Source organism: Halobacillus sp. ABR2_026, from assembly GCF_056158545.1.
Genome location: NZ_JBSWTM010000001.1, coordinates 731,671 through 754,724, shown reverse-complemented (window position 1 = coordinate 754,724; position 23,054 = coordinate 731,671). Strand labels below are relative to the sequence as shown.

Annotated in this window: 25 protein-coding genes; 10 read left to right on the top strand and 15 right to left on the bottom strand. The window is 44.0% G+C overall.

The genetic code is table 11. The features are described from left to right. Positions 1-68: 68 nt before the first annotated feature. From ACXADE_RS03810 to ACXADE_RS03790, 5 genes are all read right to left on the bottom strand, one after another. Positions 69-1,445: a Glu/Leu/Phe/Val family dehydrogenase gene (locus ACXADE_RS03810; protein WP_474979185.1), complete on the bottom strand. Its 1,377-nt coding sequence runs from the start codon at positions 1,443-1,445 to the stop codon at positions 69-71. A gap of 131 nt (positions 1,446-1,576) precedes the next feature. After that, entirely contained in the window at positions 1,577-2,356 is a 780-nt protein-coding gene (fabI, locus tag ACXADE_RS03805) for an enoyl-ACP reductase FabI (protein WP_474979184.1), read from the bottom strand. A 55-nt stretch (positions 2,357-2,411) separates the two neighbouring features. After that, a complete protein-coding gene (locus ACXADE_RS03800; protein ID WP_474979183.1) occupies positions 2,412-3,086 on the bottom strand; it encodes a Dph6-related ATP pyrophosphatase in 675 nt (224 codons plus the stop codon). A 20-nt stretch (positions 3,087-3,106) separates the two neighbouring features. Continuing rightward, entirely contained in the window at positions 3,107-3,610 is a 504-nt protein-coding gene (locus tag ACXADE_RS03795) for an N-acetyltransferase family protein (protein WP_474979182.1), read from the bottom strand. After that, complete coding sequence (locus ACXADE_RS03790; protein WP_474979181.1) at positions 3,607-4,674, bottom strand: C45 family autoproteolytic acyltransferase/hydolase; 1,068 nt, start codon at positions 4,672-4,674, stop codon at positions 3,607-3,609. The genes ACXADE_RS03795 and ACXADE_RS03790 overlap by 4 nt, the downstream gene beginning before the upstream one ends. 313 nt (positions 4,675-4,987) lie before the next feature. On the opposite strand from ACXADE_RS03790, the gene ACXADE_RS03785 reads away from it, so the two are divergent. Further along, positions 4,988-6,046 carry an NAD(P)/FAD-dependent oxidoreductase gene (locus tag ACXADE_RS03785; protein WP_474979180.1) on the top strand — a complete coding sequence of 353 codons (1,059 nt, stop codon included), beginning with the start codon at positions 4,988-4,990 and terminating at the stop codon, positions 6,044-6,046. A gap of 39 nt (positions 6,047-6,085) precedes the next feature. Here ACXADE_RS03785 and ACXADE_RS03780 read toward each other — a convergent pair whose 3' ends face one another. The 3 genes from ACXADE_RS03780 to ACXADE_RS03770 form a co-directional block, all read right to left on the bottom strand. Beyond that, on the bottom strand, positions 6,086-7,018 hold the full coding sequence (locus ACXADE_RS03780; RefSeq protein ID WP_474979179.1) for an ATP-grasp domain-containing protein: 933 nt from the start codon (positions 7,016-7,018) through the stop codon (positions 6,086-6,088). 222 nt (positions 7,019-7,240) lie between these two features. Beyond that, positions 7,241-8,686 (bottom strand): carbon starvation CstA family protein, encoded by a 1,446-nt coding sequence (locus ACXADE_RS03775; protein ID WP_474979178.1) that lies wholly within the window; start codon positions 8,684-8,686, stop codon positions 7,241-7,243. A 309-nt stretch (positions 8,687-8,995) separates the two neighbouring features. Further along, positions 8,996-9,163 (bottom strand): Spo0E family sporulation regulatory protein-aspartic acid phosphatase, encoded by a 168-nt coding sequence (locus ACXADE_RS03770; RefSeq protein ID WP_474979177.1) that lies wholly within the window; start codon positions 9,161-9,163, stop codon positions 8,996-8,998. Between the two features lie 266 nt (positions 9,164-9,429). On the opposite strand from ACXADE_RS03770, the gene ACXADE_RS03765 reads away from it, so the two are divergent. Continuing rightward, complete coding sequence (locus tag ACXADE_RS03765; protein WP_474979176.1) at positions 9,430-9,810, top strand: RidA family protein; 381 nt, start codon at positions 9,430-9,432, stop codon at positions 9,808-9,810. Between the two features lie 94 nt (positions 9,811-9,904). Here the strand turns inward: ACXADE_RS03765 and ACXADE_RS03760 are convergent, their stop codons facing one another. Beyond that, on the bottom strand, positions 9,905-10,135 hold the full coding sequence (locus ACXADE_RS03760; protein ID WP_474979175.1) for an excisionase family DNA-binding protein: 231 nt from the start codon (positions 10,133-10,135) through the stop codon (positions 9,905-9,907). A 123-nt stretch (positions 10,136-10,258) separates the two neighbouring features. Between ACXADE_RS03760 and ACXADE_RS03755 the strand changes: the two genes are divergently transcribed. The 5 genes from ACXADE_RS03755 to ACXADE_RS03735 all read left to right on the top strand — a co-directional run bounded on the left by ACXADE_RS03755 (position 10,259) and on the right by ACXADE_RS03735 (position 14,702). Next, on the top strand, positions 10,259-11,107 hold the full coding sequence (locus ACXADE_RS03755) for a DUF1206 domain-containing protein (protein WP_474979174.1): 849 nt from the start codon (positions 10,259-10,261) through the stop codon (positions 11,105-11,107). A 224-nt stretch (positions 11,108-11,331) separates the two neighbouring features. Further along, on the top strand, positions 11,332-11,787 hold the full coding sequence (locus ACXADE_RS03750; protein ID WP_474979173.1) for a hypothetical protein: 456 nt from the start codon (positions 11,332-11,334) through the stop codon (positions 11,785-11,787). Positions 11,788-11,884: 97 nt separating this feature from the next. Continuing rightward, complete coding sequence (locus tag ACXADE_RS03745) at positions 11,885-12,628, top strand: VCBS repeat-containing protein (protein ID WP_474979172.1); 744 nt, start codon at positions 11,885-11,887, stop codon at positions 12,626-12,628. A gap of 247 nt (positions 12,629-12,875) precedes the next feature. After that, positions 12,876-13,697, top strand: coding sequence for an STAS domain-containing protein (locus ACXADE_RS03740; protein WP_474979171.1), 822 nt, complete (start codon positions 12,876-12,878; stop codon positions 13,695-13,697). A gap of 12 nt (positions 13,698-13,709) precedes the next feature. Then, the gene (locus tag ACXADE_RS03735) at positions 13,710-14,702 is read left to right on the top strand and encodes a Gfo/Idh/MocA family protein (protein ID WP_474979170.1); all 993 of its coding nucleotides are present in this window, start codon (positions 13,710-13,712) and stop codon (positions 14,700-14,702) included. A 34-nt stretch (positions 14,703-14,736) separates the two neighbouring features. Here ACXADE_RS03735 and ACXADE_RS03730 read toward each other — a convergent pair whose 3' ends face one another. From ACXADE_RS03730 to ACXADE_RS03720, 3 genes are all read right to left on the bottom strand, one after another. Then, positions 14,737-15,219, bottom strand: coding sequence for a GNAT family N-acetyltransferase (locus ACXADE_RS03730; protein ID WP_474979169.1), 483 nt, complete (start codon positions 15,217-15,219; stop codon positions 14,737-14,739). 100 nt (positions 15,220-15,319) lie between these two features. Next, positions 15,320-16,621: a Na+/H+ antiporter NhaC family protein gene (locus ACXADE_RS03725; protein WP_474979168.1), complete on the bottom strand. Its 1,302-nt coding sequence runs from the start codon at positions 16,619-16,621 to the stop codon at positions 15,320-15,322. Positions 16,622-16,975: 354 nt separating this feature from the next. Next, on the bottom strand, positions 16,976-18,358 hold the full coding sequence (locus ACXADE_RS03720; protein ID WP_474979167.1) for a YjiH family protein: 1,383 nt from the start codon (positions 18,356-18,358) through the stop codon (positions 16,976-16,978). Positions 18,359-18,545: 187 nt separating this feature from the next. Here ACXADE_RS03720 and ACXADE_RS03715 point away from each other — a divergent pair, with 187 nt between their 5' ends. After that, complete coding sequence (locus ACXADE_RS03715; RefSeq protein ID WP_474979166.1) at positions 18,546-19,796, top strand: cytochrome P450; 1,251 nt, start codon at positions 18,546-18,548, stop codon at positions 19,794-19,796. A 38-nt stretch (positions 19,797-19,834) separates the two neighbouring features. Here the strand turns inward: ACXADE_RS03715 and ACXADE_RS03710 are convergent, their stop codons facing one another. From ACXADE_RS03710 to ACXADE_RS03700, 3 genes are all read right to left on the bottom strand, one after another. Further along, entirely contained in the window at positions 19,835-20,905 is a 1,071-nt protein-coding gene (locus ACXADE_RS03710) for an AI-2E family transporter (RefSeq protein WP_474979165.1), read from the bottom strand. A gap of 163 nt (positions 20,906-21,068) precedes the next feature. Beyond that, complete coding sequence (locus ACXADE_RS03705) at positions 21,069-21,395, bottom strand: STAS domain-containing protein (RefSeq protein ID WP_474979164.1); 327 nt, start codon at positions 21,393-21,395, stop codon at positions 21,069-21,071. A 2-nt stretch (positions 21,396-21,397) separates the two neighbouring features. After that, entirely contained in the window at positions 21,398-21,817 is a 420-nt protein-coding gene (locus tag ACXADE_RS03700; protein ID WP_474979163.1) for a hypothetical protein, read from the bottom strand. Between the two features lie 274 nt (positions 21,818-22,091). On the opposite strand from ACXADE_RS03700, the gene ACXADE_RS03695 reads away from it, so the two are divergent. Then, a complete protein-coding gene (locus tag ACXADE_RS03695) occupies positions 22,092-22,247 on the top strand; it encodes a Fur-regulated basic protein FbpA (protein ID WP_474979162.1) in 156 nt (51 codons plus the stop codon). A gap of 28 nt (positions 22,248-22,275) precedes the next feature. Beyond that, positions 22,276-22,578: a MerR family transcriptional regulator gene (locus ACXADE_RS03690; protein ID WP_474979161.1), complete on the top strand. Its 303-nt coding sequence runs from the start codon at positions 22,276-22,278 to the stop codon at positions 22,576-22,578. Positions 22,579-23,054: the final 476 nt, after the last annotated feature.

Sequence of the window (23,054 nt, the reverse complement as noted above, 5' to 3'; positions counted from 1 at the left end):
TAATCTTCCCTTTTCTAAGAAAATATGTACAAAAAAACTCAGCCCGGAGCAGGCTGAGTGTCTTATTATTAATAAAGTTTCCCTTGACGATACATGATCGTCGACAGTTTTGTAACGGAGTGGATATAGCAATTCTGACGCAGTGGGAATGGGTCTCCAAAGAATTGCGGAAGGATCGTATCCATCGTCCCTCTTAACTTTTCAAAAAGCCTTTCATAAACCTGATCTTCAGTCATGAATTGTGCTTCTCTTCCCTGCACCCATTCATAATATGAAACGATCACACCGCCAGCGTTAGCTAAAATGTCAGGGATGATGAGAACGCCTTTGTCCGCTAAGTAACGATCCGCTTCTTCTGTGATCGGGCCATTCGCTCCTTCAACAATGATTTTGGCCTGGATGTTTTTCATATTGTCTTTATGGATTTGGTCTTCCAATGCAGCCAAAATAAGTACATCGACGTCCATTTCCAATAAATCGTCTCTTTCTTTAATTTCTGCCACAAGCTCGTTTTCTTTAAGCTCCTGATCTGTTGAAGGAAGATCCCCGTCATTCTCTTTGGCGTATTGGACAAGACCGGGGATATCCAGACCATCAGAGTTGTACAACATGACATTAGCGTCACTTACCGCCACTACCCGATTTTGCAGGTAGTTACACTGGTAAGCCTCCAATGCAGCAACCGAACCGAGATTACCGAAACCCTGGACTGCGATTTTAAGCTTCTGCTCCGCATGGTCAAGGGCTGTGTGTGCGAATATGTTCTCTGTATCCCCAAGCCACTTTCGATGCTCGTTGACGAAATTGTGCATCATATAACGGAACGTGAAATAGACGCCTTTCCCGGTTGATTCCCTTCTGCCAAGAGATCCACCATTCACAATACTTTTACCTGTAAAGCTGTTCCGGTATGGCTCGCCCGGGTGGATGTTTTTGAATTCTCCCATCATCCAATCCATTTCCCGTTCGCCTGTACCGACATCAGGAGCTGGAATATCCTTATCCGGACCTAGAATATCATTGAAATATTGCACATATTTTTTACAAATCAAATTGAGTTCCTTCACGCTGTATTCTTTCGGGTTAATGACGACACCGCCTTTTCCTCCCCCAAAAGGAAGTTCATGAAGCGCGTTTTTCAAGGTCATCAACTTCGCTAAATTGGAAACTTCATCTTCATCGACCGACTCATGGAAACGAATCCCGCCCTTATAAGGTCCTACAGTATCACTGTGCTGGACACGGAATGCCGGGATACGAACAATGGTCCCGTTCTCGGTTGTAATCCGCAGGAAAGATTTGTGGATATGGTTCGGGGTAGATAAAAGAGCAACAAGAGAATTGTAAGCTTGTTCCCTTGTTTGAGCTTTTAAATCCGGAAGAAAGTCTTTATCCTCCATAATCGCTTTTAATGACTCTTCAATAATGGTTTGTTGTCTTTGCATAATCCAATAGCCTCCGTTCTAATGAATTGGTCCTGTGTGTATTTCCTTATCTAGAAGTCCATTCCCCAAAAAGAAACTGTGAAACGTTTCCAAAAAGAAAAAGCCTCTTCTGAGAAGAGACTTTCCTTACCTTACCCTAAAATATTATAACCAGAGTCTACATAAACGATTTCACCTGTGACTCCTCGTGATAGATGACTCATCATCGCAAGCGTCATATCCCCGACTTCTTCCTGGGTGACATTTTTCTTCAACGGAGAGATTTCTTCAATTTTGTGGAGAATCTCATTGAAGCTTGGCACACCTTTGGCAGCAAGGGTACGAATCGCACCTGCTGAAATAGCATTCACTCGGATTCTATTTTTCCCTAAGTCATTGGCAAGATAGCGAACGGTCGCCTCCAGGGATGCTTTCGCAACACCCATAACGTTATAGCCTTCAACCACACGCTCTGCCCCAAGGTAACTCATGGCAATCATCGATCCACCTTCTGTCATATAAGGCTGACTGGCCTTAGCTACTGCGATGAGTGAGTAAGCACTCGTATCTTGAGCAAAGGCGAAGCCATCACGGGATGTTTCAAGAAATTCACCTTTTAAATCTTCTGCATGAGCAAAGGCGATGGAATGACAGACTCCATGTATGACGCCGACCTTCTCACCAATTTCCGTAAATGCTTCCTGTATACTGTCATCACTATTTACATCACATTGAACGATGGCTTTTGCCTCCAGACCACCTTCAGCCAGAAGCTTTTCAAGTTTTTTATAACTTCTTTCTTTTCGATATGTAAAAATAACGTTTGCCCCTGCCTGATAAAGGGATTTCGCGACTCCCCAGGCGAGACTCCGCTGATTTGCCACTCCCATGACAACGATGTTTTTATCTTTCATCTGTAGTATATCTTCCATAATAACCTCCAAAAAATCCGTTTCCTTAGTTATACCTTATCACAAAGAGGATTGTCTACTCACCCTTGATCTGCAAATGTGAAAACCTCCCGTGATATGTTTCAAAACGCGCTCCGTGTACAATAGATAAAGGATGATGGAAGATCGGTCCATCATACACGAAAGTGTGAAACTCTCCGTTTTCACCGCAAAGATCTACATTTCCCGGTAAATCCCGCAGGAATAGATAATCATAAATTCGCCCACACTCTTCCATATCCATTCTGTCCCTATCAACTGTCGTTACCACTGCCTTGAAACCTTCGTGAATCAACTCATCCGCCACTTCGCGAGAAGATTTCCCCCATAACGGGTAAACCCCTGACATCGCATGCCTCTCTAAAAGCTCGTCACGGAACGACCGGATTTCTTCGATGAAAAGGTCTGCATACACAACCTTATGAACCCCACGCTCTTTGAAGCTTTGAAATAAACTGCCCATCCTGCGATCGAAAACCTCATTAGATGCCTGATCTTCAAGAGGGATGATTTCCACTGGAAGTCCAAGGGCTTCCCCTTGTTTTTGAAGCAGCGTTCCCTCCACTTCATGGACAGGAAGACGTGAGGTCTGTTTAGAAACTGTAGAAAAAAGGCCCTCAACGATAAACTCTTCATCTTCCATCACTTTTTTTAACGCCAGCGCAGAATCTTTCCCACCGCTCCACGAGACCATTACTTTTTTTGCCATCATTTACTCAACCTCCTCTCCTTTTATGAGCGGATATGCAAAGCCATATGGATCAAACTTTCAGACCGTCCGTCCCTGCGGATATAATCCTGAAACACCCCTTCTCTTTGAAAGCCTAAGGATTCGTACAGATGGATGGCAGGTTCATTGGATTCCATGACGTTCAATCGAATGATATCGATCTGGGAATGACGGCAACGGTCGATCATGGTCCCCACGATCTGCCTCCCGATCCCTATATTTCTATATCTTCTTTTAATGTTCAGACCGAATGTCCCTTGGTGCCTCGTTGCAGAAAAAAGGGACACATCGAAGTTGAGAAATCCTACGACTTCGCCCTGAACCTCGGCAACCAGAAAGAAAGCAGGCGGCTCATAACGGGTGATCCATGCTTTTTCTTTTTCCAGGGATCCATGAAATTCCTGGAGGTTTTTGATGCCGTAACCTTCAGACAGTGCTTCTCTCGCAATTTCCAATGTGAATGGAGCATCTTCAGGCTGGCCTGTCCTGATGGTGCATGCTTTCATTTTTTCCCACTCCAATAGGCGCCATCTTCCATATGCGCAAAAGGAAGATCAGTATCCACTTCCCCGTATACTCTGTCCTTATTATCATCTTCTCCCTGCAGCCAACGGGAAAAATCAAACACTTCAGGCTCTCGATCGCCTCCTAAGGCAAACCAGGCCTTGCTTTCGTTCGGAAGGTACCCTGAGGTGTGAATCGTTCCAGCCCAGTTCGCATACAACTTGGAAAAGACTCCACCGTCGGTATCATTCATCAACCGGAACGCATCATTAGCATTATTTATCCGTCCACGATTCGTCTGGATGGCATCCATGCGCTTCATGGAGTCGACCAGATGATTACGGTTTTCCTTTTTCATTATTTCAAAGTGGTTGGTACAGACATCCGCCTGTCTGACTTCCACGCCACGTGGGGAAGCTTCCACGATATAGGTGCTGTTGCTTTTGTCGAAAACTACATAGCTGAATGAATGGCGATGTGGAATTTCCTGAAGCATGTGCGCCGCTTCTTGAACATCCGCACACGATTCAAGAACCATCCGACCGATCATACAACAAATGAACCCATCCCCCGGTTGCTTTCGGTGCATGAAATTATAACCGAGCACAAGGCCTTTCTCATTCATCCCATCCATTCTCCCTGTGATCCGCTGCGTCGGGCCGATGATGCTGTATCCTTGATCAGTCGGTTGAAAGAGGCTGTACCGCCCCTCATAAGTCTTCGGCATGTAATCATAATTCCGGATGAAATACCCATCCCCGGTCATGATGGAACATCCACTCCGTTTATAATCGATACGGTATCCTCCAAACTCCATCATCACCTTCTTCATCGGCCACTCCAAGGCGTCCCTTAATCCGAGGAGTTCGTCCCATACGCCTGGAGCGTACCGGGTAATCGCTTCTTTCACTTCCCGTTCCTCTACGCTGAACCGTGGCTTTCTTACGCGCCATTGCTTTTCCCGGTTCAGAACCGTCCAGGAGTCTTTCAATAAATGCCCCTGGTATTTTCCAAAGTCATAGTGCGTACCTCTGAACTGCAAAATTTCGCTATGTATGTTTTTCATCATCGATTCCTTTCTAACCATTTCTGCCTTAAATTTACCAGATTATCCGGCGAAAATGAACTCCCTCTACTCCTTCCCTTTTCCACAGGTTTCGACCCATGAATGGATTTAAAAAAAGTTAACACACCCACACCGTTCCAAAGTACCGATTAGGACTTTTAAATATTTCTAGACAGGGTATCGAATAATAAGGAAAGATGAGAGAATTTGCTTAATCATTGTAGTTTTTCCCCTGTAATTTTGGTACTCTAAAAGTTGTAGTATTCAGAAAGCGTTTTCGAACAGGGATTAAGGAAAAGGTGGTGGAACAAAGATGAAAGAAGTCGTTATTTTGGGGGGCGGCTACGGCGGTATGAACACCTTGCACGGGTTGCTCGATCAAATCCAGGAAGATGTACATATCACTGTCGTCGACAGGAATCCTTATCATTCTTTAAAAACCGAATTTTATACGATCGCGGCAGGCACAGAGTCAGACCGCCATGCGCGTGTCGATTTTCCAGAACATGACCAGGTCACGTATGTATTTGATGAAGTGGAAAAAATTGATACAGAGAAGGAAGTCATTCTGATCAAAGGAGGCGAAAAAAGCCTTCCCTATGATTATCTATTGATCGGACTCGGCTGTGAGGATAACTATCACGGAATTGAAGGGGCCCGGGAGTTCACAGAAAGTGTCCAGACATTCTCCAAAGCGAGAAGTGCAGGGTTCGCCATCAATAACCTGGGAGCCTACGGAAAGGTGACAGTTGTCGGAGCAGGATTAAGCGGGATCGAAGTCGCTTCAGAAGTAAGAGAAAGCCGACCGGACTTGAACATTCGCTTACTCGACCGTGGAGAAACCGTGCTAAAGGCCTTCGATTCAAAGATACAAAATTATGTAGAAAAATGGTTCGAGGATAACGATGTAGAAGTTATTCACGGGGCGAATGTAGAATATGTCGAAAAAGACGGTGTCTGCAATAACGGTGTTTGTTATTTGAACGATGTCACTGTATGGACGGCGGGAGTGCGTCCAAACTACCTGGTCAGAGAACTTCCTTTTGAAAAAGACGATCAGGAAAAAGTCATCATCAATGATTTTTACCAGGTGCCGAGCCACCAGAACGTTTATATCGTTGGAGACTGCGCTTCCTCAGAACATTCCCCGAGCGCTCAGCTGGCAGGTCAACAAGGAGAAAAGGTAGCAGAAGTCCTCAATGCTGTTCTGAAAGACCGAGTTCCTGAACGCCCTTCAGAAGTGAAGTTGAAAGGATCTCTCGGCTCTCTTGGAAAAAACGATGGATTCGGCAATATGCTGCAAAAACCGATGACCGGTGTTCTTCCCCGCCTCGCCAAATCAGGGGTTCTTTGGTTAAGCAAGCGTCACTAAAAAAGATCGATCACACTTCTGTGATCGATCTTTTCTATACTATACGACCGATTGTTGCAGAAGACCTCCAAGATACTTGGCAAGTTCCAACATACCATACGTCCCGGCCACCGTCTCTGCCTCTGAGTTATAATTGGTATTCGTATTCACATCATACGTATATAACCGCCCATCCTGATCCTCAATTGCTTCAATCCCTGCGACTTGAATCTCATTTTCCTGCAAGAATCTTTCATAATCCTCCACAATTGCCGGCCGGTAGTCTTCAAGGATTTCAAATTCCGCCTTAGGCTGCTGCACCCTTTCAAGGCTTTCGTCAATCGAGCATGCATCTGCGGGGCATAATTCAAACCCATCGGATGTATCCACTCTAACACCATATACGAATTTTCCGCCTACGAACTCATGACGGATGATGAAAGGCTGTGGTGCTTCTATATACTGCTGAATAAGCGTCATACCATCGACCGGTTCTTCAAATGAATCACTTTCCAAGTATTCCTGTAATGCCTCTGAGGAATGGAAGAGCTGGACGCCCTGCCCTTTACCCGCTCGGTTGTGTTTCGTGATGAACGGCTTACGGTCAAGCTTGCGTGCAGCTTCTGCAATGTTCCCTTTTCCTGAAGCCGTCACGGTTTGAGGGGTACGAATCCCAGTCTGGTTCAAGGCCATATATTGGTTCACCTTACTGACCTCAAGCCTGAGGGCACGACTGCCATTAACAACAACCCGGCCATGACGCTCAAGCCAGGCAAGTACAGCTTCTGCGAACTCGGGCGCATACCGGTGTCCCCTGGTGTGAGAAGATGCACTGATTCGGTTATAAAAGACACCTTCCGGAGGCTCACTTGTTAAGTCAAGCGTTCCTTCATCCAAATGCCAAAGGTCATAAGGAAGATCAAGCTCCTCTAAACGTTCCGTCAAATGATCGGTCCATTCATCATTCTCATGGAGGACATATATTCTGCTCATCGAACCGACTCCTTTCCCTGTTCCTTGCTTTTCCATTATTATATCACAAAAAACCGATAAGGTTACTAGGAATAAACCTACCTTCCGTTACCTATCTGTGCGTACGCCCTTTTTTAGGGACGTGCAGTTTCGAGGGGGTTGTTAAGGAAATGGAGAAGAGGGACAACTTGTTTTCCAGAAGAAGAAAAAGCCACTCGATCCTAAGGATGAGCGGCTTTCATACTACCCTGCTTTAGTTGTAATGATGGTATCTTCTCTTCCTGTTTTCTGTTTGATCACCTGCCATACAAACCATGTGACAACTGCGATCCAAACAACTCCTCCAAGTACCATGGATGTGGAATATCCCAAACCAAACCCTTCAGGAGCATAAAAGATATAGGAACTCACGACAGCTGTCATGAACAAGGCGGGTATACTGCAGATCCAGTGGAATTTATGATTCTTCAGCAAGTACATCGCTGCGGTCCACAACATAACGGTCGCAACCACCTGGTTAGACCAGCCCACATACCTCCAAAGGAAGCTGTAATCCATTTGGGTAAGCATAAACGCCGGAACAGCAACGGGAACAGCAAAAAGCAGTGGTGTCCATTTTCCCTGAAACTCTTTTTTTGTTATTTGACGAGCGAAATCAACTAGCATCATGCGCGAAGAACGGAGAGCCGTATCCCCCGTTGTAATCGGAAGGATGATGACGCCAAGGACAGCAAGAATACCTCCAAGCGTGCCCAGTGTCGTACTGCTGATTTCATTCACTACTCCTGCCGGTCCGCCTTCTGCCAGAGCCGTTTGCAGTCCTCCTGTACTACCAAAGAACGTCATACCGGCTGCTGCCCAGATCAAAGCTATGATTCCTTCAGCGATCATAGCCCCGTAAAATACTTTTCTTCCTTCACTTTCTTTTTTCAAAGTCCGGGCAAGGATCGGACTTTGAGTACTATGAAAACCAGAAATGGCCCCGCAAGAAATGGTTACCATGAGCATCGGCCAAACCGGCAGTTCATCTGGGTGAAGGTTGCTGACCGTCAAGTTCGGAATCGATTCTTCGAAAAAGAACATCCCTACGCCAATGGATACAGCCATGAATATGAGAATAGCTCCAAATATGGGATACACTTTTCCGATGATTTTATTGATAGGCAGAAGTGTCGCCACAAGGAAATAGGCAAAAATGATAAGAACAGATGTAAAGAAGCCAAGCGGCGTGATTTCAGCCATCAGTTGTGCCGGCCCTGCAGTAAAAGCGGCCGCTACCAGGACCATCAGCCCTATTGATAATACATTGATGACCGATCGGGCAGGTCCTCCCAAATACTTCCCTACGAGGCTCGGGTATTGAGCTCCCCCGTGCCTGAGTGAAAGCATCCCTGAGAAGTAATCATGGACGGCGCCTGCAAAGATAGACCCGATAACGATCCAGATGAAGGCTACCGGCCCATATAACGCTCCCATTACCGCACCGAATATAGGTCCAAGCCCAGCGATATTTAACAGCTGGATAAGACTTGCTTTCCACCAGCTCATCGGCACATAATCAAAGCCGTCGTTCTTTTCATAAGCAGGTGTTTTCTGCTGATCATTGATCCCAAAAATTCGTTCAACCACCTTTGCATAGAAAAGATATCCGACGATTAGTAAAACTATTGATGCGATAAAAGTGATCATCGCTGAGCCTCCTCTCAAAATTGAATGATAAGGTGTATTCTAGCGATGATTTTGTCGAACCACAACCCATTTTCTGAATATTTATTTTTTTATCTTTTTTTTCTCAAAAATAAAGCGATTCCAAGAAGGAGATCGCTGCTTTTTCTATTTCCATCAAAAAAACCTCCGGCAGCGCCGGAGGTTTTTGATTATGTATGTAACCTGCCATCCTATAGAAATGGTTAAGTTTCCCGCAGTCGTATCGAATGCAAGGATGGCATTGATACTAAAATACCATAGTGCTTCCTGATATTCAAATTAGGATTGTTTTTAATTGGTATACTGAAACTGTTTATGCTCACTAAAACGGTTTAACAAATCATCAAGCTCTTGAGAGATTCTTAGTAATTCTTCGTCTTTCGGATTATTATTGTAAATTTCATACATCCGCGTTCTCAATTCTTCTATTTGTTGTTCCAATCGCTCTTTATAAGGCATTTTGTCATCTCCTTCATTCGTACCTTACCCTATAAAACAGATTTTAAACTATTATTTTGAGATAATTTCCAAATAAATATCTCTCATTGTCCACTATCCTTTATATCGGAAGAATTTGCACCAAAATAAGCCTTTCTCCTTGTTTTTTCTACCTTCTAAAACGAGATAAAAAATCTATTGTCGAATATTTAACAGTCCTTGACTCTATTCCACTATTTTAAAAATCATGATAGGATGAACAAAATTCACAAAAAAGGAGTGCCCGCATGTTTACTACCATTTCTACAAATCAAGCGCCAAGTGCGATTGGGCCCTACTCTCAGGCCACAGACCTTGGAAACCTCGTGTTCATTTCAGGCCAAATTCCTTTGGACCCTTCTACCATGGAGTTCGTCTCCAATGATGTGAAAGAACAAACCGAACAAGTAATGAAAAATATACAGGCGATTCTTGAAGAGGCTGGCCTGTCTTTTGAGAATGTCGTAAAAATGAACATCTACCTGGACTCCATGGATAATTTTTCTGTTGTCAATGAAGTTTATGCGAGTTATTTGAGTGAACCCTATCCTGCACGGGCAGCTGTCGAAGTTAGCAAACTTCCAAAAGGGTCGAAAGTGGAAATTGAAGCCATCGCTGCAAGAAGTTGATAGTCTTTCCAAATCATTCGTAAGACTTGATGTTTTTATGTCTACCTCAGAAAAGGAAGCAGAGCCTCTCCGGCTCTGCTTCCTTTTCCATTCCTTAATCCTCATCTTTCACATCAGGATCTTCGGGCAGAGGCTCACTCAAATACTCCTGAATCATTTCCCTGTATTTTTCCATTTGCTCTAAATGATTATGAAATTGATTTTTATTAATCAGATACTGGTGTCCATCATGAATCACCTTGATTTTATGGTTCAAAATCAAATGTTCCAAATAGTCTACAGGCAGCTCCAGATACTCTGCGGTTTGTTCAACTGTCAAATACATAGTCCGCCGCCACCTTTCTTTACTATCTATTATATCACGCCCATCTTGTAGGAGGGTTTCTTTCGTAAGGAAAGCGGGAAATAGGATGGGGAAAAATAACTCAATGAACGAGAGAGGGATCGTATGGCGAATGCAATCACACCAGACAAAAACACCCAGACAGAAGCCAAGGAAGAAATCAAACCATGGGTCCGGCGTTTCGGTAGGTTCGGATTTATGGCCAAGGGAGTCGTCTATGCTCTCGTCGGTATTTTAACATTTATGGCCGCCATCGGAGTCGGAGGGAAAACGACAGGAACATCAGGGATGTTCAGCTCACTTGCCGGTGTCGCATTTGGTGAGATTCTGCTTTGGATCATCGGCATCGGTTTGGTCGGTTATATCTTTTGGCTTGCCATCAAAGCGATTATGGATCCAGGTAATAAAGGAACGGATGGCAAGGGCTTAATCACCCGGATCGGTTATATTGTCGGAGCCGTCATTTATGGATCACTTGCCTTCAATGCCATGAGAATCGCTATTCATGCCGGATCAGGGAGCGGAAACTCCAAACAGACGCTTTCCGCAAAGCTTCTATCTCAGCCTTTTGGACAATGGATCGTCGGATTGATAGGAGCGATCATTATCGGGTACGGCTTATATGAACTTTATCAAGGAAGTACCCGCCGGTTTATGAACAAAATGCGGACAGGGGAAATGGACAGCCATGAAAAAAAGGCAGCCGAAAAATCGGGCACCTACGGACTATCTGCAAGAGGCGTTGTTCTTGGACTTATCGGATTTTTCTTTATTCAAACCGCTTGGACTGCAAACCCTGAAGAAGCCAAAGGACTGGATGGAGCATTATCCGAAATCGCCAAGCAGCCTTTCGGTCAAATATTGTTAGGTATTGCCGCGATCGGCTTGATTTTATACGGCATCTATCAAATCGTACGCGGACGTTACACCCATATGAACTTCGGAAAAAAATAACTCTAAATAAAAAAGCCTTTCCTCCGTGGAGGAAAGGCTTCGACTTTTGTCGCGAATATACCGGCGACCACATTCGCCGTTTAGCTTTTAAAAAGCATGTACTTCGTCTTACACAAACAGCTCATCGCCCAATAAATATATCACCTTTTTAAACAAAAAGCAAGGAAGCGCTGGCTGAAACCATATGCTATACTTGGACTACTAAAAAACCTCAGGAGGGGCATATGCTTACATTTGAAGAGAAACTAAACATCATTGAAGAATTTCCTGAACTTGAAAAAAGAGAAATTTCGCTTGGAAGAGTTAATTTCCATTATGAAGAAAGCGTTTATGATAAAAAAATCGTCGTGTACCGACTGCATCCGAACGGTAATGGCTTCATTTATGCAGGTGAACTGGAAGACTATCCTACAGACGACAAAGGCATGGTTAACATTAAAGATATTCATGCGGATGAACTCCGGACACTGGTTCGGGAAGCGATCGAATCATTGTCTTTATCCCCAGCTGAAAAAAATCCAGTCATGGAAGAATGGATGAATGATAACGACCAAGCGCTTGTGCTCATGCGTGAAGAAGATGGTTTTCACGTGTATGCAGAAGAACAGTTGGAAGGCACCTTCAATTCTTATGAAGAAGCCGTCAATTTTCTTGAACAGGAAGGCTTCAGCCGCTTATAAGTCAAAGAGCCGTAGATTTCGGCTCTTTTTTTATGAGCATAAGATTGTCACCTTGTTAATTTCAGCATAAGGTATTGAAAAAAGGTGGCGTTATCATATGTATCCTTTCCCTTATTCCTTCAGAGAACAGTCAACTTCAAATATCCTCTCTTATGCCAGAGGCGACGTGAATGGTGATTACATTGAAGACCAAGTGTTTCTCATAGGCGAAAAAAGTTCCGACAGCCCCTACATTACCAATATCACCCTCGTCGTGCAGGATGGTCAAACGAACCTCTTCTACAGTGTTCCATTAAAAACGAACATGGGCTATCAACCCCGCCTTTTTCTTGGAGACTTCACAGGTGACGGTATCGATGACATCTTAATCAGCATGGATTCTGGGGGAAGCGGAGGTTACGGTTACTACTACTTGTATTCATTTATAAACAATCACCCCTCCCTCCTCTTCGATTATGAACTCTTCGACCAGACCTATGACTATGATGTCAATTATCAAGACCATTATGTTGTAGAAATACTCAACAAAACGCTCTCCCTTTCTTTTTTGATTGACCTCAGCAACAGAGATTCAGAGTACTTATCTCAGATATACAATACGGACGGAACATTGAAAGCACCTTTACAAGGATCCGTCTCTGGATTGAACACCCTTTATCCCATCGATTTCGATGGAGACGGAGTCTATAATTTGTTCGCATTCCAACGAATCATCGGCCAATACAATGCGGATGGACTCGGATTGGTACAAACACCGCTTACCTGGAACCCATCCACCGGCTTTGTCCCTTTATTCGATAACCAATATGTTGCGGTCCTCGGCATAGAAACAAATCAATAAATTCCCCCTTTCCAAACCTGGCACCGCCTTTTTCTTTTTCGGTACCTGGTACCGAATTTTTCTTTCCCCGTACCTGGTACCGGAAAGAAGAGAGACGGTACCAGGTACGGAATTTGACGATTGTGTACCTGGTACACAAGAACAGTCCACGAAAACATAAAATTATGCTGAAAATCTCTGATCATTCGTTATACTAGTATAAAATAGGGGTAATGGAACAGGTAGATGAAGGAAGGGGCAAAAGGATATGGATAAATTAAATGAACGATTAGCGCAATATTTTAACGACAACCAAACAAAACTAGTGAATGAACTGCTTCCCAAAACATTGGATGAACTGCAGATCAACTACACCAATCAGGATTTGACCTATCATTTTGAGATGCTGCGTTTACTTCTTGATCGTGTAGCGAAGAGTCTTTTACAGCATCCGGATGAAACAAGTGCTGCAGAGATCGGTTATGATACGGAGAATTACCTTTACTCAAAAGGGGTCCTATTAAAGCAGACCGTAGACGTTTTAAGTGTCTTCCGTCTTTCTCTTATGAAACACATGCGACATTCGGACATGATCCAGGAGGCAGATATCCAGGAAGGGTTCATTGTTACAGAAGAAGTTGTCGCCGCTTTTGATGCAGCGATTCGTGCGACCACAGAGAGTTATAACCAGACGAAGGAAAAAGAACATGATGAAATGGAAAAGCATTTGAATGCGGTTTCCACCCCTGTCGTTCTCATTGATGAGTTTCAGGCGGTTCTTCCCCTGGTCGGTGAGTTTTCACCGGAACGTTTTGAAGTTGTCAAAGATCATACATTACATAAGGTCAAAGAACATGGACTGCGGCTGTTATTCATTGACTTTTCAGGAATCGCAACGTTCGATGAAGTATTTATCAATGATTTGTTCAATTTGACGAAAACGATTAAGCTGCTTGGAACTAGAACAGTGCTGACTGGCATCCGAACCGAAATGGCCATTGCGGCTATCCAATCCGAAATGAACTTTGAAGAACTGGAAACATTCAATGACCTCAAACAGGCATTGATTACCATCAATGATACGAAGTAAGGAGCTGAATCGATGATTCGTGTAGCTTTAGTAAGCAAATGGCACGTGCATGCCGTCGATTATGCACGGGAGGCTGCTGATCATCCTGAGATAAAGATCGCCAAAGTTTGGGATGAAGACCTTGAGCGTGGACAAGAATGGGCCGAAGAACTTGAAGTACCGTTTGAACCACAGTTGGACACCGTACTTACCGACCCTGAAATTGACGGGGTGATTGTAACGAGTCCGACCGAGTTGCATAAAGAAATTATGGTAGAGGCTGCCAGGCAGGGAAAACATATATTCACAGAGAAAGTGCTTTCTCTCAGCAAGAATGACGATGAAGAAATTTTAGCTGCTGTCGAGGAGTCAGGCATCAAATTTATGATTTCTTTACCGCGACTGACTTCCTCCTACTACCTATATGCCCAAGATGTTATGGATAAGAAGATGCTTGGTACGGTCACTATGATTCGCTGCCGTGTGGCCCATAACGGAGCAGTCCCTACGCAGGAACACCCAGGCGGATGGCTCCCTGATCGTTTTTTCAATAAAAAGCAGTGCGGTGGTGGCTCATTGATCGACCTCGGTGCTCATCCAGTTTATTTAACGAACCGTCTGGCCGGAAATCCGACAGCTGTTTCTGCACGTCTCAATTCTTATATGCAGAGAGGCGTGGACGATCATTCCGTAGCTACTGTCGAATATGAATCGGGAATTCTGGCGGTGTTGGAGTCGAGTTTCCTTTCTTCAGGAAGCCCTTTTCAATTGGAGATCTATGGAACAGAGGGCACTTTGTTGATCGAAGGAAAAGAAGCAAGGATTAAGAGCCATGCGCACGGAATAACTGAATGGACAATTCCGGACCTTCCTCCCGTCATTGCCTCGCCTCTTGAACAGTGGGTAAACGATATCATCCGTAACGAAGCAACATCCATCACGAAAAAGGACGCCCATTTGCTGACCGTCGTAAATGAGGCGGCGGCTCATTCCCATAAACTCGAAAAAAGGATTAGGATCGAATAAAAACAGCCTGTCCATCATTCACTTGATGGACAGGCTATTTAAGTTCTTTCCGCAATGTTACTAATGGCCGCAATTGACCCCTGAACCATTCGTCTGTAACTTCTCCTGTTGAAACAAATCCGTTTTTCTCAAAGAAACGCAGGCTACCCTGGTTGTCTTTGTAGACTTCAGCATAGACATTACGGATTCCGAACTGGTCATGGATTTCTTGCAAGAACAAACGAAGCGCCTCCGTCCCTACTCCGCAGCTCCTCTTTTCTGCAATGACCATGCCAATAAAATCTTTCTCAGTCGTGCGGAACAGCTCGATTTTTCCAATCAATCGATGATCCAACATCACCGCTTTCAAATAAAGATTTGGCTTTTCACCACTGAAATAAGATTCGTACGCGTTATGGAACTGCTCAAATGTGCGTGGAACATCGACACCTGTTTTCACTTGTAATTTTTCATCCATTTCCCACTCGTGGAAGTCTTTGATATGATCTTTATTTATATCTTGGATGGAAACTTTCATGATTCTATCTCCCCATTACCTATCAACCACGATATACTCTCAGCATCAGACATAACGCCTGATACTGAGCTTATTCCCTCTGTGATATTTTTGAATCTCTTCATTTACCAAGGGTGAACTTTGGAAAACGAAACAGGATAGCTAGAACTCCTGACAAAGCAAGCAAAATCGGATAGAAGCAGAACGGAACTATACTGACGGGAGAAACACTTGCGACGCCTGCCACCGACAATATTTGCGCCCCGTACGGAAGCAATCCCTGCACAGAACTCGAAAAGATATCCAGGATACTTGCTGACCTTTTCGAATCGATTTGAAACCGTTCAGAAATCTGCTTAGCAAGAGGACCGGCTGTCATGATCGATATCGTATTGTTAGCCGTAGATACGTTTACTGCACTCACCAATCCGGCGATACTGAATTCGCCTCCTCGATTTGAGCTGGCTCCCCGGCTTATTTTGCGGAGGATGAAATCAATCCCACCGTTTTGACGAATCAACTCCACTAATCCACCAAGTAAAATGACAAGCAGCGCTAATTCCTGCATACCGGCAAATCCATCACCTAAAAGGGATACGAATTCCATCATGGAGAAATCGCCCATAAGAAGACCAATTAGCCCAGCGAATCCGATTCCACCCATAAGCACATAAATCACGTTAATTCCCAATACAGCAAAAATCAGCACCCCTAAATAAGGAAGTACTTTGATGATATTGAATGGATGATCATCCTGAAGCGTTGAAGCGGCATCAGCGGTAAGGACTCCAAACAGGATAGCCGTTACAATAGCTGCCGGCAGTACAATGAAGAAGTTCGCCTTGAATTTATCCTTCATTTCCGTTCCTTGCGTTCGTACCGCTGCAATGGTTGTATCAGATATGATGGAAAGGTTATCTCCAAACATCGCCCCACTGACAATCGCCCCCATCGTCAATGCAACGGCTACATCCGTCTGCTCGGCAATTCCCATACCTACAGGGGCAAGGGCAACAATCGTCCCGACAGAAGTCCCCATGGAAATGGAAATAAAGCAGGCGATGACAAACAATCCGACAATGAGAAGATTCCCCGGTAGAACACTTAATCCTAAGTTTACGGTTGAATCAACAGCACCCATACCTTCTGCCACAGTGGAAAAGGCACCCGCCAACAAAAAGATGATCACCATCAATATAATATTGGAATGTCCTCCCCCCTCCGTCAGCTGCTGCAGTTTCGTCTGAAACGCTGTTTTTCTATTCATGAAAAGGGCTACGAGCACAGCCGCAAAGACAGCCACCAGAACGGGCATTTGATAAAAGTCACCGGTCAATACACCGGAGCCGATGAATAAAAGTATGAATACCCCAAATGGTAGCAACGCCCATCCGTTCCCTTTGTTAAAATCATTCGTTCCCATAATCATCCTCCTCTTTCAGGATTCGTTCCTAGTCTTTTCGCTCTTAACAAGCTCTTTCATACTCTACACCACTGAAAGATGTAATCGCAAGTTCTGAGGGGTTTTCCATTCAATTAGAAAAAATAGGTCTGTAGTTGTTGCAAAAAGACCACCACTACTGGGACGCACCATAACCTACGAAGAGAAAGCCCTTCCTGCGATTATGAAAAGGAGCTTTATTCATTCCCAGCGTAAAACCCCCAAAAATCATAATACACTGGCGAAACCTATACATGTAATGACCTCCCCTATTGTAAATAAATGAGGCGTAGCTGAAAATTCAGCTACGCCTTTTTTTGTATTCAATATGCCGATTTAAAAGAATAAGAGGTGAGCAAGCAGCGCGGCAATCGGTAGTGTAATGACTGTACGCTGAAGGAAAATCACAAACAGTTCAAAAAAGTTAATCGGTATCTTCGATTTGATTAACAATATTCCAATCTCAGACATGTAAATCAACTGAGTCAAAGACATGACGCCGATAATGAAACGGGTCAATTCTGAGTCTATACCGCTCCCTACCACTGCAGGCAGAAACATGTCTGCAAACCCGACGATCATAGCCGGCGCTGCATCTGCTGCTTCTGGTATTTGTAGGAGATTCAAAAACGGAATGAATGGATAAGAGAGCCACGTAAACACTGGTGTAAATTCAGCGACCACAAGCGCGATTGTCCCAAGCGCCATTACCAAAGGAATGAGACCGAACCAAATGTCCACAACATTGAAAATACCTTTTCTCACGACAGTACCTGCACTTTTCACTTGGTCAGCTTTAGCTACAGCCTGTTCCAGTCCAAATTTGAAAGTGGATTTTCCTTCAGGGACAATTTCATCAATTTGTTTACCTACCGGTTCATGGTAAGTTTCTTTCTTCATGGATAGCGGCGGTATACGAGGACAAATGACAGCGGCAACGATTCCGCAGACCACTACTGTGAAATAGAAAGATACAAACATATGATCAATGGCCAGGAATTTAGCAATAACTAAACTGAATGCTATGGACGCAATTGAAAAGTTACTGGCAACGACTGCCGCTTCACGCTTGGAGTAATACCCGTTTTCATATTGCTGTGTTGTCAGCAATACTCCTACAGTTCCACTTCCCATCCATGAGGCCATTGCATCCACCGAAGAACGACCAGGAAGCTTGAACAACGGATGCATCACTTTTCTAACAACCGTACCGATCAAGTCCATCAAACCGAACTCCAATAGTAAGGGCATGAATAAACTGGCAAATAAAAACCAAACCATAAGCACCGGAATCAAGTCATAAAGGACGACTCCGCCTGTCAGTTCAGAACCGATAAATGATGGCCCCACTTCGGTCAAGGTCATGACAGCAAAAGCTGCTCCCAGGAATCGCAGAACGATCCATAAAGGTCCCACATCGAAAACATTCCCTATAAAAGGATGGCTTCTCACCTTTTCTCCAGAACCTTTCACTACCAAACTCCCAATTGCAGCAAGAGATATGACGATGGTCATAAATAAAGGTATCCACGGTCCGATTGCTGCCTGCAGACCATCAGCCATTAATCCGAGACCTATTGTCACTCGCCCGTCCACAGAAATAGGAACGAGAAATAACAGAACGCCTACGAAAGAAGGCAGGAGAAACTTCATCCACTGTTTAGTTGTATAGGATGTAGATTCTTGGATGGTCTCCACTTTTGAATGTTGTATAGCCATGATTGCTCCCCCTCCATCATTTTTATGCATGAATCAGTATAATTAAACAACTCTTAATAGTTAGTAACTATACATTTTCATGCATGAAAATTCAATAGATTTTCGATAAATTTTTGAAGCCGGTTTATGATTAGGAAGAAAAAGGAATGCACAAAGTTAAAAGAATGTCAGGAGGAGGATGGACATAATGAAAACCCACGTCCCCAAAGACAAAGGCGTAGATCGCACACTGGCTATTTTTAAAGATGGATATAACTTTATACCCAACCGCTTGCAGAATCACCATCTGGATGTTTATGAAACGATTATACTTGGAGAGAAAACAGCTCTTATCAGCGGTCTCGAAGGGGCAAAGCTCTTTTATGATACAAACAGAATGAACCGAAAGGGTGCCCTTCCAAAAAGGGTGTTGAAAACTTTATTCGGGGAAGACGCCATACAAACTATGGATGGGAATGCCCATACTCACCGCAAACTGTTGTTCATGTCATTGATGACCCCAGAATCAGTTCAAGAGTTGTTTGAGCGTACTATACAAAACTGGGCACAGTTTACTAAGAAGTGGAGCCAAATGAAAAAGGTGAACCTCTACGATGAGTCTCGGGAATTACTCTGCCGTACCGCTTGTGCCTGGGCAGGAGTTCCACTTGCAGAAGAGGAAGTGGAAAAAAGAACAAGAGACTTGAGTCTGATGATTGATGGATTCAGTGCTATGGGCCCTGAACATATCAAAAGCAGAAAAGCACGAAAACGTTCAGAAGACTGGATAGAAAGAATGATTGTAAAGGTCCGGGAAGGGCATATGAACGCAGAAAAAGGCAAAGCGATTTATGAAATGGCTATGCACAGGGACATTAACGGGCAACCATTGGATGCACGAATGGCGGCCATTGAAGTATTGAATGTTATCCGTCCCCTTGTAGCCATATCTAAGTTCATAACATTCGGAGCTGTCGCTTTACATGAACATCCCGAAACGCAGAAACCAATAGCAGTAAATGATGAATATTTGTTCCGGTTCGCCCAGGAAGTCCGCCGCTTTTTCCCCTTTGTCCCATTTTTAGGAGCGAGGGTTGACCATGATTTTATATGGCAACAGTACCCTTTCAAGAAAGATCAGCTCGTATTAATCGATATTTACGGCATCAATCACGACCCTAAAGTGTGGAAAAGACCGGATCATTTCGACCCTGACCGTTTCATCGATTGGGACGGGGGATTGTTCGATTTGATCCCACAAGGCGGAGGCGGATACTACAAGGGGCACCGCTGTCCAGGGGAATGGCCGACCATCGAAGTGCTCCAGGCCAGTTTTCGGTACATGACCAAGTATCTGAAATATAATGTCCCCGACCAAGACTACAGCTATAGCTTAAGGAAAATGCCGTCTCTTCCGAAGAGCGGGTTCGTGATTGATGATGTTGATTTCAAAAATTGAACTAAAGTAAAAATGACGTTCAGGAATTTTCCTGAACGTCATTCATGTCTCGGATGATAGAGACGATAAAAATCGTACCCGTGTTTTAATAAAACTTTCAATACAGAATAAGTAGGTACAGCGATAATCATTCCCACCACCCCGTATAACGGCGCAGCAACAACAAGCAGGAGAATGACTGTCAAAGGATGGATGTTCAACCGTTCCCCAAAAACGAATGGGGCGACGAGATTACTTTCTAATTGCTGAACAACGATGAATGTGATGATTACATAAACGGCCATGGAAGGTTCCTGCATAAGAGCAACGACGATTGCCGGAATAGCACCAATCACAGGACCTACAAAAGGAATAACGCACGTGAAAATGACAAAAAGCCCTAAAATCAACGCGTAATCAAGACCGATAATGACGTAGCCGATATAGGTAAGAACGCCATCAACCGCAGCAATCGTCACTTGTCCAATAATATAAGAAGAAACCGTGTAATCTAAATCTCCAAGGATCTTCTCCCCACGCGGTTTATGTTTTTCAGGCAAAGCTCTTTGTAAGAATGGAATCAATCGGTGTCCATCCTTCAGAAAAAAGAACAAAACGAACGGAACAATGATCAAAATGGTGGTTGCCCCTGCAATCGTGGAGAAGACACTCATCATATGTTCCCCGATTTGCTGGGTCAAACCGCCGAAGTACTCCGTAACTTTTTGTTGGATTGAGGCACCTGATACCATGCCCATATCACTTTCCTCAAGCTTCTTCCCTGCTTCTTCTGCCGTTTCCTTGATTTTATCAGGAAGCTTGGATATATCTGTAATCTGTTTTTGAATCGTATCTGCCAAAAACCAGACACCAGTAAATATCAGACCACCGATAAAAGCAAAGACTAGCAGGATGGCTGCAGGCAGTGGGATATATTTCGATTTTGCGATAAAATGGACCACCGGCCGCAAAATGTAGAAAAGGAACCCCGCAATCAGCATCGGATAGAATAATGTTCCGAAGATTGTTTTAACAGGGTCCAGCAATTCTAGTTTCTCTAAGAAATAATAGAGAATGAGAATAAGGATAGCTGCAGATATATATTTGAAAAATGGCTTTCTGATCCACATGTTCCTCACCGCCCTTCTATCTCATTCATTCACTAAATAGATGGACAATAAACACTAAAGATCGATCGTTGCTGCTTGCATTTACTTTTTTATCTATCTTTTAATAAAAGCAGACATTTATTAATCTCACAGAAAATCAGACCTGCGTAAAAGCAAACACGGTTCAGCAATCGTGTTCAATGATATACCGGAGACCTGAATACGTATCTTTAAACGTTTTCAATCGTTTATCGAAGTGCTGGAAAGAAAGAGCCAGTTTCGGCGTAATTCCCACGATCAGACACTCGGTTCCTACCAATTGCAGGGATTGATCCAATAGTTTCAAGTGGCTACTGAACTGATCATTAAAAGTATGAATCCCGCTCAAATCGATTAACGCGTATTGAATATCTTTTTCTGTGCATTCTTTCAATAGAGATGACATGAGGGTATCCACTCTCTTTTCGTCAAGGTCGCCGATGAGCGGGACTGCAACAGCATGATCCCACACTTTCAAAATAGGGATAGAGAGGGAAGCGATGATCGAATCTTTCCGCTGCTCTTCTTCTGCTCTTCTTCTTCTCTCCCCGTTCTATCCTTCAACATGATAAGATAGCCCATTTCCTTCTCTCCGCCCTTTAGCGGAGTGATGATGGCATCAGCGATAAATTCACCTTTTATATCGATTCTCAGAAGACGCTCCTTCCCCTCCCTCACCTGAGGGCTATGCGTCCCGGTCAATAACTTTTCCACATGCTCCCCGACCACTTCTTCTACACTCTCGTATCCCAATAAAGGAGCAAGCTTTTTCAAAAGGGCTGCTGCTTCTTCATTCATCCACACGAGGCGATCATTGACATCCGCCAACAATATATATTCTTTTATACTGTTCAGAGCATCCATCATCGACAGACCCTTCGTTTTCACAACCATCCACAACCCACCCTATCCAATTATTTCTATTTATTATATAACCATCCTGCTAAATATAGATAGAGTGAAAGATGTCGAATGTGTTTTGTTAGCTTTTATCACGAAAAGTATATTTCATGTTAGATTTTCTAACATGAAGAGTGACAATATATCTTATTTCCGATATTCTATTAACAATCAATAAGAATGGGAGGAGTATATGAAGGTTTCTATATCTTCCAGCTGTTGTTGTGCTCACTGAACTTCTTTATCAATTTTATAGGAGTGAACCATAATGAAAAATCACTTGAGGACAGCCGTTGAAAGTATGAAAGAACACTACATTCAAAAACTCGTAGAGGCCGGAATGTACCAAGCCTCTGATGAAGGGCTCCAATCGTTGACATTGACAGAGCTCGAAGCTCTGGCTTCCCGGGTGGATCGCCCCTAAGGAAGCCCAACACGGAGGAGGAGAAGGGATGTCATCGTACAAGCATAAAAAAGTCATCTCGATTGGTACGGTCAATGAGCTGACTGGACTTTCGGTAAGACAGATCCGTTACTATGAAGAAAGAGAACTGATTTTTCCTGAACGTACGAAAAGAGGTACCCGGAAGTATTCATTTTCTGATGTAGAAACTCTCCTGCAAATCGCCGATAAACGGGAAGAAGGTGTACAAACATACGAAATACGGAAAGATTTGCAATCTTCACCCAGAGGTAAAGTGATGGAACGAATGCTACGCGGCCAGTTAAATGCCCATTTCCGAATGAATAAATAAGGGGTTATCATAAGTTCTCGGGAGATGGTCGTCCGTTCGCTTTATGAGAGCATGGGATGGAAGGGCAAACCGCCCACTTTCCGCGGGGAATGCTGAGCCTCCTCAAACTTCGTTTTCTGGGGTCTCACCTTGGAGGTGTCTTCCGATCTGCCCTTCCATCCCTTTCCTAAAAAAGATTACGGACTTCACCCGGTAAGAACCCGGCTTCTTTATCCGGGATTGAACTGAATTCTTTCCCTACAATACTGAAAAGGTGGTCCAGTAAATGCGAGACTCCTGAGGAAACCAGCTGCATCGTGAGACCTCGGAAGCCTGAGGAGGTTCACGGGACTCCCACAGAAAGCCGGTCATCTCACAATCACTTCCCCAGTTTCACGAAGGAAAGGAATTCTTTTTAGTTCGTACGCAGGTAATATGACAGCCCCGGATATCCCTAGGTCCGGGGCTTTTTTTCACACTTTAAATATTTCGGAATA